The sequence below is a fragment of the Bradyrhizobium sp. PRIMUS42 genome, assembly GCF_023006515.1.
Classification (GTDB): domain Bacteria; phylum Pseudomonadota; class Alphaproteobacteria; order Rhizobiales; family Xanthobacteraceae; genus Bradyrhizobium.
Window position 1 is genome coordinate 1 of record NZ_JALBGZ010000148.1, and the last position, 10,927, is coordinate 10,927.

Here is a 10,927-nt window from a genome sequence, read left to right on the forward strand (position 1 = left end):
GGCACGGTTGAGAGCGCCCTTGCCGGGCGAGGCCTTGAGGTTAGGTGGTGCGGGGGAACCGGCGGCCGTATTCGGGGCATCCAGATCATCCTCGCCGGCAATCCCGACCAGCGCGAACAGGGCGTAGCGTCGGGCGTAGGTCAGCGCCGCACCCATGCGATGCGGCGCCTCGATGTCCCGTGCGGCGCAGACCGGCCAGTCCGAGGAGATCCACTCGCCGGAGGAATGGGCGAGCAGGGTGGTGAGGTGGATGTGGCCGGTGGTCTCCTCGACCCGGGTGGTCTGGATGGTGGCGATCTCCTGCCGGCTCAGGGTCTTGCGCACGATGTCGAGGCCGCTCGCCAGCGAGGCGTAGCGGAAGGTGCGGTCGTCATCGCGCAGGAACGGCGAGCGGATCTGAGCCGTCAGTGTCTTTTCCGGATTGGTCAGTTCGGCTTGCGCGCGGGCCAAGGCTGCTGCGATCGCGCCGATATGCTCACTGGCCTGGTGCATGGACGGCCTCCATCTCAACCGGATCAAAGCTGACGGCGCCGGCCTTTGAGCGCTTGGCGCGAATGCCGTGGCCGAACGCTTCCTTGGCATCCTCCGGCAGCAGCTTCTTGAGCTCGGTCTTGGCCAGTTCGTGCTCGCCATGGGCGTCGCGGGTGCGCAGATAGGTCGCCGCGCATGCGGCCCACAGATTGGAGGCGGTCATGTCGACGACCTTGACGGCGGCGAGCCGTGGCCGTGGGGTCTCGATCCCGAACAGCAGCGGCGGCTCGCCGCTCTGCACGCAGCGCCAGAACTTTTTCTCCGCGGTCAGCAGCAGGTGTTGGTAGAGCGGGTCGGCATGCACGGTGATCTCGACCCATTTACCGCCGCCGGTGATGATCGAGAGCACGGCCGCGCGCGCCGCGACCACCCACATGTTGTGCTGCAGCTGCGCCATGTGTTTCTCGGCCGCCGCCTCTTCGCTAAAAGTCCAGGGCAGCATGAACTTGGCCTCGAATACCGCGCCGGTCGGCGCGACAATGCCGTCCACCGTCGCCGCCATCCAGGCGTGGACGGGGTGTCGCACCCGCTTCTGGATGTCGGTGATCGCGTGCCCGGTGACGCTCTGGTACCAGCTGCGGTTGAGGTCTTCGGTGGCGATGCCAAGCTGAACGATCAGGTTGTGCGACAAATCTTGCGGCGCGAGCTCGCCGCGTTTTTCCTGCCACAGGCGCCTGAGCGCGTCCTGGTCGTCGCCCATGATGATGCGCGCGTCGGAGCCGCCGATGAAGGCGCGGCGGTCGCGAGGGTTGAACGTGAGTAAGGAACGGGGCGCCGCAGCGCCGTCGGTTGCAATCGGGGTCACCGGTCTCTCCTAGGTTTACGCGGCTTGCCGCCGCACCACCAAAAGCCCCGCCACTGCGAGGAGAGAGACCGGGGCCAACGGCCCACGGCCCGGTGACATGATTAACGCTCCTTTTGCGCGGGAATGCCAGTGCTTTCTGCAGCGAATTTGCGGTTCTTTGGGCCCGAAAGTGCTTGATGTTTCAAAGCCTTGGAGCGAGCTTTCCGGTGCCGAAAGCTGCCCCAGTTAAGGAGCTTGGAGATGACGTCAATTCGCCAAATCGAAGCCAATCGCGCCAACGCCACACGCAGCACGGGCCCGAAAACGGCGGGCGGAAAGGCAAGGTCCAGCCAAAATGCGCTGCGCCATGGCTTGGCGCGGACCACGATCGGCGATCCGGCCGAGGTCGCGACTTTTGCCGTCGCGATTGCTTGTGGACTCGGGCATCAAATCACCCCGGCCTCAGCGATGGCCCTGGCACAGTCCAAGCTCGCGCTGCTGCGGCTGCGACGTTTGCGGCAGATGATGCTGGCCGGGCTTTTGGCCGCCCCAACTCCGGCAGGCCTCAAACGCCTCAAGGGCCTCGAGCGCTACGAACGGGCCGCGTTGGTGCAGCAGCGGCGGACGGTCCGCTCGCTCGGGCTCAAGTGACTTTGGTGCGGTCACTTGGCTTCGTTCTGGAAACTGGCCGCATTGCTGCTTGGGTGCCGAACCACGCGCTGGTGCCCACAATAATTCTTCCAACAGCTTCACGGCATCACCGCCCAGCGCTTGGGCGCGACAAATTCCACCACGTCGACGCATCGCCGAAGGGGGCGCTGAGCGCCCCCCCCGTCGATCGCAGATATTCACGCCTGGACCGATCGCGAGCTCGGCTCGACCATCCTGCGGCTAGGCTTGCACGATTGGGTGATGGAGAGGCTCGCCTAGCGGCAAGGCGTCCGATCAGAGCCAGCTCAGCGTGTAATCGTAGCCGGTGTCTTCATAGGCCAGCGTCTGGCTGATGCTGTCGACCTGGTCGTCGTGACGGCCTTGCGGGAAGGTCAACAGCTCCATTTCAAGCTCAGCCAGGAACGGCGCGTTTCTCGGAAACAGCACGCGTCCGGCGGCAAATTTGCTCTGCTGGACGTAGAGCCGACCAACCTTATCATGATTGATCTTGACAGGGTTGACGAAGCAGTCGCGCTTGTCGCGGAGCTCCTGCGCCAGTGCAATTCCGGTCGAGGCCTCTTCGACCAGGATCTCGTGCGGCTTGAAACGCTTGGCGAGCTGGAGCGCGGTGTCGCGGAGGGCGGGATATTCGAACCGACCGCGCACCAGATCCAGCAGGTAGTACGTCCCGTCAATGACCAGCCACGTCGTACACACCGACCAGTCGTTCTGCGCGCCATTTTTAGCGGCCGTATCCCAACTCTGGATGATGCGGCAGCCCAGCACGTCTCTTGAGGGAGCCTCGTCGTAATATCGCAGCCAATCGCGCTTGATCATGGCGCCGCCGGCCGGCACCGGCGCCTGCTGGTACTGCGCCGCAAACACGTCCGGCCCGAGCGTGTGGCGCAGCTTGCGCAGCGTCTCGATCGATTCATGGGCCGGATGCAGCGCCTCTCCTGACTTCCTGAAATGGAATTGGTTGGGACCGATCGGGATCGCGCCGTCGGTCTCCGCGATCGCGGGCAGGCTGAGCACCTCCCAATCATCGGATGAGCTGGTCAAAAACCCCGACAGATCGTCCAGGTGAACGCGCTGCATCACCACGATCACCGCGCTGGTCTGCTTGTTGTCCAGACGCGACATCAGCGTATTCGTTACCCATTGGTTGGTGCCGGTTCTACGCGACTCCGATTGCGCATCGATCGGCTTCTGCGGATCATCAATCAGGATCACGTCGCCGCCGAGCCCTGTCAACGTCCCCGAAACCGATGTCGTTCTGCGCGACCCGCGTCGGGTCGTGATCAGCTCGGATTCGGTGCTCCGCACGATGCGCATGTCCGGAAACGCGCGCCGGTACCACTCGGCATGCACGATGGATCGGAAGTCGCTGGCATGTTTGGCCGAGAGCTCATCGCCGTAGCTGATGGAAATGATGCGGCGGCCTGGCGACAGCCCAAGCAGAAAGGCCGAAAAGGCCACAGAAACCGTGATCGATTTGAGGTAACGCGGCGGCATGTTGATGATCAGCCGGGTGATTTCGCCGCGGCGGACGCGCTCGAGCTGATAGGCAATTGCATGGATGTGCCAATTGGGCAGGAATTGAGCACCGGGGTTGAGGTGGAGAAAGCAGCGATAGACAAAGCTGACGAAGTCATTGCGCAGGATGGCGCACAACAATGCATGATCGTGGTTGGTCATTCGGAGTCTCCTTGTTTCTTGGATTGCGCGTAAAGCTGTTGGGCGTAAGATTCCAAGATCTTGCGATCGTCCATATCGAGGACGTCGTTGGCGGGCTGCTCGGATGATGTTTCGAGCAACTGTTGGCGGTTGAGAAGGAAGGCGGCCGATTTGTCCTTGCCCTTCAGGGCGTCGTCCGCAAATCTGGTCAGGATGCCTTCGAGCACGGTGATCTTGCGCACTCGTCCGTTTTCACGGATGTCGATTTTGCGGTTGAGAAGCTTGTTGATGATGGTCGCCTCGTTCTTGGATCCCTTTGGTCGACCCTTCTTGTTGCCGGATTGCCCCGGCTTGAATTGGTGCTCGCGGGGTGGACGGCCATAACCAACATCGTCACGTTTTCCTCCAGCCGTGCCGGCCCGGCGCCGGCCTGATCGCTCACGCCGGCTCATGTGCTGCGCTCCGGTGCGGAACGCGCAGCCGCGACCTCGTCGAAGGCCTGTCCGGTGGCGGCAAGGATCGCATCGCGTTTGGTGACGTCCTGCCACCGGCGGATTGCGGCATCGACGTAGAGCGGATCGATCTCCAGCCCAAAGGCTTTGCGGCCGACGCGCTCCGCCGCCAGCAGGGTGGTGCCCGATCCCAGGAAGGGATCAACGACGAGGTCGCCGCGCCGCGTGCAGTCCTTGATCGCGTCCGCGATCAAGGCGACCGGCTTCACCGTGGGATGCACGGTGAGATCGTCGCGGCGGCCTTGGCGGAAGGTGTTGACGCCGGCATACGTCCACACGTTGGAGCGGTTGCGGCCATGGCGGCCGAGCTCAACGTTGTTGAGGTGCGGCGCATCGCCGTTCTTGTAGAGAAAGATCAGCTCGTGTTGGGAGCGGTAGAAGCTGCCTTGGCCGGCGTTGGTTTTGTTCCAGATCACTAGATTTTGCAGCGGACCGAAGACGGCGTGGCCCGCATTGTGCATTTCGCCAATGTGGCGCCAGTCCGCGAACGCAAAGTGCAGTGAGCCATCGTGCGAGAATTGGACAGCCAAGCGCATCCAGCCCGTGAGAAAATCGGTAAATTCGGCCGGCGACATTTCACCTGACGCCACCGCAAATTCGCGGTGCTTGATCTTGCCGCGGCCGAGCGTTTTGGAAATTTGCACGTTGTAAGGTCCATCCGCGATCAGCATGCTGGCCCGCTCGGATCCCATCAGCCGCGCCCAATCGCTCTGATCGCAGGCATCGCCACACAGCACGCGGTGCGCCCCAAGCTGCCACAGCTCGCCCCTGCGGCTGATGGGCCGCTCGCCGATCGTGCAGGACGCGTCTGCTGAATCGTGCTCTGAGCTGCCGAAATCGAGCAGCAGCCCGTCGATTTCGGCCGGCTCAAACCCGGTGATGTCGAGGGTGAGATTGAAGTCTGGGAGAAGCGAGGCGAGCTCACCGAGTTCTTCGGCAAGCAACTTGCGATCCCAACCAGCGTTTGCGGGAATCTTGTTGTCGGCGAGCGCCAGGGCGCGCTTTTCCGCGTCGCTGAGGCCGCGCATCACCAGAACGGGGACCTCCTTGAGGGAAAGCTGCTTGGCCGCCTCCCAGCGGGCGTGCCCGGCGATGATCCGCCGATCCTCGTCGGCCAAAATCGGGTAGGTCCAGCCAAAGCGGAGGATCAAGTTTGCGACTTGTTTGATCTGCTTCTTGGAGTGCGTTCGCGCGTTCTTGGTAGCTCGTTTGAGCGCTCGTAGCGGCAGCAATCGCACTTCCGGTTGGTCAACCTGTGGCAAGCGAGTGCTTGTCTTGCCAACCTCCAATTGATCCTCAATGGAACGTTGGAGGTGCTTAGTTCGCTTGCGGGACTTGGAAAGCGCGGTGGGTGTGTTAGACCGCAATCTGCGGACGGCCTCTGTTCGACCGGGCGTCATGTCGAAGCTCCTTGTTGTTGAAGGAGCTAGCGATATTCAGCATTCTCCGGACGTTTGCATCAAGTGTGATGCCAATCGAATTGTGGCAATAAGGCGCCTCCAACTCCTGCCGCTGGTCCGAGGCGCCGCGTTCGACGCGACGTCTGGGCTACAGCATACCGAACTTGTGCAACGTGTCGTCTATCTTTTGCCTGGACAGGCGTTTAAGCGCAGGGTCTTGCGTCGCAATGTACCGCAGTATCTCTTTTCGCGGCGGGACCTTCCCTCTGAGGGCCGGCAGCTTGCTGCAATCGAGCGCATCGGAGGGCTGGGCAAAGCGGATCGGGTACGTGTAGCACTCCTGTTCAGCCTTCATCATCGCAATGATATGATGCAGAATACGCCAGTCGAGATCGGTCACGTTATAGGGCAGCAAGGCGGGGACGACCTCGACCGCGCGAAGCCGTGTGCCGTCGACAAGCTCGACATTGCCGCGCCCATCGACGGTCGCTCCTTCTAGACGGAGGATATCGAATGTTTCGAGTTCTTGGCTGCCCTCGGGCCGGGCGCGAAATTGCTTGGCGCTCGGCAGCGCGACGAGGGAAATGGTCTGCGCCGCCGCGTTCTCGACAAAGATGCCGACGAGGCCGACAATCTGTTTGGACGACAGCCGTAAGCGACCGACGCTGATTTCGACGGTACGCACACGGTCGAAGATGGCATGTTCGTGGAGAACATTGACGACGTCCGCAATCGAGCGCCGGTTCTCGGATTCCTCCTGTTGCAGCCATTCCAATCGGGGCATGTGGTCTCCATGAAAGAAGTTGGAGCCCCCAGGTTGCTAACATTGGGCACAAGCCCTTAACCTTCAACCCGTAGCTTTACGGTCCGGTTGAGACCGGTAGATCGCTCGCGCCGCTGCAAAGGCCCGGCATCGGTCGAACGCGGACAGGCGATCGCTCTTGCAAGAGATCGATGAAGTTCGTCCGAGTCATTTTTTCAGAAGTAGCCCCATTTCTCGCGCCATCCGCTTGACTGAGCCGACATGCCGGCGAAGAGCCGCGGCAATTTCCGCCGCGCCGTACCGCCGGCGGATCATCGCTGAAAGTTTCCTGCGTTCGAGGTCGCTCCATTCCTTTGGCTTCGAGAATTTCATGGTGCCATCTTCCCGCCGGCCCAAGGCGGGCGACATTGGGAAATTTACGGGTGCCATCCTGAGTTGTGCCCAGAGGCCGAGGAGAGCTTTGGGGGCTGGGACTCGTGTCGTGCTGAAGGTCACCGGTGCCATCCGGGGGCTGCTTCGCCGCAAGGCCTGCGTGGCGCTGGCTGGCGAGCAGGCCTCGCTGGTGGCCGCAACGCCATGGCCCAACCGCAGCGGGTTCGCCTTCAAACCCTTCAGGAGCGACCGCGGGGCGTTTGATCGCCACGAGCTTCGACGAACCCGCCGCTTGCTCGACAAACACGTCCGCAAATGGGGCTTACTCGCGCTGCAATCGACCGGAGACCGCTAGGCGGGTGCGGCCCAAAGGGTTGTTTGCCGGTCTCGCTCACACCCCCATCGAACAGCGCAAGAAGTTGTGCTTCTTCCTCGGGCGACACGAACGGATTTCAGCCGAGTGAAAGCCGCCAACAATCAACTCAATCGCACTCGACATAAGCTGCCGCACTCGACATAAGCTGCCCCACAATCAAATTTCGCATAGCAAGCTTGGATTTTAGTAAATTCAAAAATCCGGCGTGTGGAGCATAAGCAATTCACCGCGAGACGGAGTCTTGACCTGCTTCATTTTTTCCGCCATTTTAAATCTGCTATTTAATTTTTGGTTTTTTTGAAGCGGCTTTTCAGAGCTGTTTTGCAACATTGCGCCGCTGCCTATTTGGATAGAACATGAGCGACGAAACGATTGTCCGTTTGCAGACCCATAGGAAGAATGTTGAGCGGTATTTGCGCCTGCTGGAAACTGCGTTGACCGACGTTGAGCAGCAGTACATTGAGAAGCGCCTGGCTGAAGAAGGATCGGCCATGGACCAGCTATCGCTTCAGATGGCCGGGGCGGCGAACGCTTTCCATAAGATGTGCAATCACCCGCCCAGCGGCAAACGGTAACCGCAAGCAGCGGTCAACCCGCGGTCTGTCGCAATTGTCCACTGGCCGAGATGTGGCAGGATACGCTTGGCGAGTGAACGCACCTCGCAATCGCGGATAATAAGGGAGCGGGGCGCGGGACTTTGGTCAACTATCCTTGGATGTATCTCGCAGCGCAATTTGAATGGCTTCGCGGATTCGCCGACCTCCTTTGGGGTCGATCGCATCCAAGTGATAAATTCGACATAACAGACCGTTGATGCGCCTCACAATGCGCCTGTCATTGGAGTGCCGATTGCGCGCGCGCACCAGCTGACGGCGCACTTCCAACAGGTCCAGGCGATGAAGCCCTCTTGATTGCACCATGCGAATGGACCCAGCGCGTGTCGTCTTGGATCGTCAGCCACAGATAGTTGGTCCAACGTGATTATGACGGGCCACACCACCGCAGGCTTCCAGCGTTCTCGCCCAGATCAAAAATATATTTTAATTTAATCTACGAGGTGTTATTAACAGTTAATTATTTAATTTGCAAATCTATTGGCGGGGCGCTGGTTTGAATACCCCATTGAACCAAACGTCTGAGATGGCTGGGGCGTCCTTTAATTTCCCCAAGCCTGCCCCAGCTCACGCACTCATCATTTCGGACGCGCATCTCCTGGTCTCAGGGGACTATGCACGTTCAGGTCATGATCTCATCATTTCCGATTCTGACCATCGGATCACGATCCCCAATTACTTTCTCAGTGAGAAGCGTTTGCCGCTCAGCTCGTCGGACGGCGCGCTGCTCGATGCGAGAGTGGTCGAAGCCCTCACCGGTTATCAAACCTTTGCGCAAGCCGGAGGTAATGCCGCTGCCGCAAAGGTGATTGGCCGTGTCGCGACCGTAACGGGAAGCGCCAGCATCGTCCGCAACGGCGTTACGATCGAGGCGAATAATGGGGATGTCGTTTATCAGAACGATGTCGTGCAAACTGGAAGCGGCTCTGCCATTGGTCTCGTCCTTATCGACGGCACCACGTTCAACCTGAGCGCCAATGCTCGATTCATGTTGAACGAATTGGGGTATGAGGGGCAGAGTAGTGCGAGTGGCACCTTAGTCAGTCTGACGAGTGGCACGAACCATTCGATGTTCACTCTCATCCAGGGTGCTGCCAGTTTCGTCGCTGGCCAGGTCGCGAAAACCGGCGACATGCAGGTCGTGACGCCTACTGCCGCGATTGGAATTCGCGGTACTGCCGTCCTTCTCAGCGTCGATGCTGTGGATGGGAAAGTCTCGGTCTCTGTCGCTGATCAGCAAGACGGCCGAGTTCATTCCGTACAAGTCTTCAAATGCCTTCCAGCGACGAACTTGCTTCAAGGCGTTTGTACTGCTGGGGATCCGATCGGGATAGTTACCAGCGACGGTCCATCGCTAACCATCACGCCAACCGCGAATTTCGAGGTGATCACCCAAGCCGTCAGCAAGACCCCAGGGCAAGTTGCGCAGGAGTTCAACGCTTTTCAACAGGTGTTAACGACCTACGATATCGGGAAGCAGATCGCTCCAGATACTCCGGCACCTAGCGACGGCAAGCGAGGAGACGTCGACACAAAGTCGCTGCAGAAGTTCGCTGGGAGCCCCCCACCATTACCCACTGAACCTCCAACCACGGTTATAGGGGACGACATAAAAGGCCAAGCTGGTGGGGGATCGATCACTCCAGTTGTTGTGACCCTCGCTTCCATCGCGGGGACTTATGCCTTCGCCTCGAAACCGCTCGTCCCCACTTTGGACCCATCGCAAGCTGTTGTTATAGCTTCATTCGGACCTGTCCTTATCAGCAGCGCAGGCGGTCCAACCAACCAAGGAAATCAAACAATCAGTGGAACAGTTGATCCGTCCTTCGTTGGAAGCGCGGTGACGCTGTACGACACATACAATGGTGTTACGACGCAGATTGGAACGGTTACCGTTGGCTCCGGAGGCGTTTGGAGCCTGGCGGTCACCCTGGCAGGTGATGGCGACCACAGCATCGTGGCTTTGGACCCTAGCGCCAACGTTACAACGAGCGTGCCCGTTGTTTTCACGCTCGACACGACGGCGCCGACCGTCGCCATCACCAGCGCGGGCGGACCGGTCAACCAGGCCAGCCAGACCATCACCGGCACGGTCGGCGTCGCCGATGCCGGCGCCACCGTCACCATCCTGGATGGCACCACCGCGATCGGTACCGCCATCGTGCAGGGCAACGGCAGCTGGAGCACCACTGTCACGCTGAACCAGGGTGGCAACTCCCTGACCGCTCGGGTGAGCGACGCGGCTGGCAACACCGCGACCAGCGGCGCGGTCGTCTATACGCTCAGCACCACCGGTCCGACGGTGACCGAGAGTCTCGTCTCCGACACCGGCACTTCGGCCACCGACCACGTCACCGCCAGTCCGGCGCTGAGCGGCACCGGCCTTGTCAACACGGTGGTGCATCTGACGATCGATGGTGTTCTCAGCACCTCCACGGCGACCACGGATGCGCAAGGCGCCTGGTCGTTTACGCCGACCGGGCTGGCCGACGGACCGCACACCATCGTGGCGAGCCAGACCGACACTTTTGGCAACACCGGCAGCGCATCGCTGAACTTCACCCTCGACACGACGGCACCGACGGTTGCGATTACCAGCACCGGCGGACCGGTCAACCAGGCCAGCCAGACCATCACCGGCACGGTGGGCGTCGCCGATGCCGGCACCACCGTCACCATCCTGGATGGCGCCACGACGATCGGCACCGCCATCGTGCAGGGCAACGGCAGCTGGAGCACAACGGTCACGCTCAGCAACGGCCCGAACTCCCTGACGGCCCGGATGAGCGACGCCGCCGGCAACATCGCAACCAGCGGCGCGGTGGTCTATACGCTCAGCACCACCGGCCCGACGGTGACCGAGAGTCTCGTCTCCGACACCGGCACCTCAGTCACCGACCATGTCACCGCCAACCCGGCGCTGAGCGGCACCGGCCTCGCCAACACGGTGGTGCATCTGACGATCGATGGTGTTCTCAGCACCGCTACGGCGACCACGGATGCGCAAGGCGCCTGGTCGTTTACGCCGAGCGGGCTGGCCGACGGATTACACACCATCGTGGCAAGCCAAACCGATACTTTTGGCAACACCGGCAGCGCATCGCTGAACTTCACCCTGGACACGACGGCGCCGACCGTCGCCATCACCAGCGCGGGCGGACCGGTCAACCAGGCCAGCCAGACCATCACCGGCACGGTGGGCGTCGCCGATGCCGGCACCACCGTCACCATCCTGGACGGCAGCACG

The 10,927-nt window shown here is 61.1% G+C and carries 12 protein-coding genes and 1 pseudogene; 5 read left to right on the plus strand and 8 right to left on the minus strand.

The window, feature by feature from the left end; all coding sequences use genetic code 11:
* Together MOV75_RS14020 and MOV75_RS14025 are read right to left on the minus strand one after the other, a co-directional pair.
* Window positions 1–492 (minus strand): ERF family protein (locus tag MOV75_RS14020; RefSeq protein WP_247006006.1); only part of this gene is annotated, 492 nt, incomplete at its 3' end.
* Complete coding sequence (locus MOV75_RS14025) at window positions 476–1,336, minus strand: YqaJ viral recombinase family protein (protein ID WP_247006009.1); 861 nt, start codon at window positions 1,334–1,336, stop codon at window positions 476–478. The genes MOV75_RS14020 and MOV75_RS14025, both read right to left, overlap by 17 nt.
* A gap of 240 nt (window positions 1,337–1,576) precedes the next feature.
* Here MOV75_RS14025 and MOV75_RS14030 point away from each other — a divergent pair, with 240 nt between their 5' ends.
* Window positions 1,577–1,966: a hypothetical protein gene (locus tag MOV75_RS14030; RefSeq protein WP_247006014.1), complete on the plus strand. Its 390-nt coding sequence runs from the start codon at window positions 1,577–1,579 to the stop codon at window positions 1,964–1,966.
* A 294-nt stretch (window positions 1,967–2,260) separates the two neighbouring features.
* Here MOV75_RS14030 and terL read toward each other — a convergent pair whose 3' ends face one another.
* From terL to MOV75_RS14055, 5 genes are all read right to left on the minus strand, one after another.
* Window positions 2,261–3,664, minus strand: coding sequence for a phage terminase large subunit (gene terL / locus MOV75_RS14035; protein ID WP_247006010.1), 1,404 nt, complete (start codon window positions 3,662–3,664; stop codon window positions 2,261–2,263).
* Window positions 3,661–4,095: a DUF5681 domain-containing protein gene (locus MOV75_RS14040; protein WP_246917372.1), complete on the minus strand. Its 435-nt coding sequence runs from the start codon at window positions 4,093–4,095 to the stop codon at window positions 3,661–3,663. Before MOV75_RS14040 ends, terL begins: the two co-directional genes overlap by 4 nt.
* Entirely contained in the window at window positions 4,092–5,555 is a 1,464-nt protein-coding gene (locus tag MOV75_RS14045; protein ID WP_246917368.1) for a DNA methyltransferase, read from the minus strand. Before MOV75_RS14045 ends, MOV75_RS14040 begins: the two co-directional genes overlap by 4 nt.
* A 148-nt stretch (window positions 5,556–5,703) precedes the next feature.
* On the minus strand, window positions 5,704–6,339 hold the full coding sequence (locus MOV75_RS14050; protein WP_246917364.1) for a hypothetical protein: 636 nt from the start codon (window positions 6,337–6,339) through the stop codon (window positions 5,704–5,706).
* Between the two features lie 186 nt (window positions 6,340–6,525).
* The gene (locus MOV75_RS14055; RefSeq protein WP_246917360.1) at window positions 6,526–6,690 is read right to left on the minus strand and encodes a hypothetical protein; all 165 of its coding nucleotides are present in this window, start codon (window positions 6,688–6,690) and stop codon (window positions 6,526–6,528) included.
* A 109-nt stretch (window positions 6,691–6,799) separates the two neighbouring features.
* On the opposite strand from MOV75_RS14055, the gene MOV75_RS14060 reads away from it, so the two are divergent.
* Both MOV75_RS14060 and MOV75_RS14065 read left to right on the plus strand, forming a co-directional pair.
* Window positions 6,800–7,045 (plus strand): hypothetical protein, encoded by a 246-nt coding sequence (locus MOV75_RS14060; RefSeq protein WP_246917356.1) that lies wholly within the window; start codon window positions 6,800–6,802, stop codon window positions 7,043–7,045.
* A gap of 377 nt (window positions 7,046–7,422) precedes the next feature.
* On the plus strand, window positions 7,423–7,641 hold the full coding sequence (locus tag MOV75_RS14065; protein WP_104464108.1) for a hypothetical protein: 219 nt from the start codon (window positions 7,423–7,425) through the stop codon (window positions 7,639–7,641).
* 661 nt (window positions 7,642–8,302) lie between these two features.
* Here MOV75_RS14065 and MOV75_RS14070 read toward each other — a convergent pair.
* Window positions 8,303–8,593, minus strand: a complete 291-nt coding sequence (locus tag MOV75_RS14070; RefSeq protein WP_247006011.1) for a hypothetical protein — start codon at window positions 8,591–8,593, stop codon at window positions 8,303–8,305.
* Between MOV75_RS14070 and MOV75_RS42950 the strand changes: the two are divergent.
* Together MOV75_RS42950 and MOV75_RS14080 are read left to right on the plus strand one after the other, a co-directional pair.
* Window positions 8,588–8,851: pseudogene (locus tag MOV75_RS42950) on the plus strand (FecR domain-containing protein); the annotation flags it as partial. The gene MOV75_RS14070 and the pseudogene MOV75_RS42950 overlap by 6 nt on opposite strands.
* Before the next feature lie 822 nt (window positions 8,852–9,673).
* Window positions 9,674–10,927: Ig-like domain-containing protein (locus MOV75_RS14080; protein WP_247006013.1), on the plus strand; the 1,254-nt coding region annotated here is incomplete at its 3' end.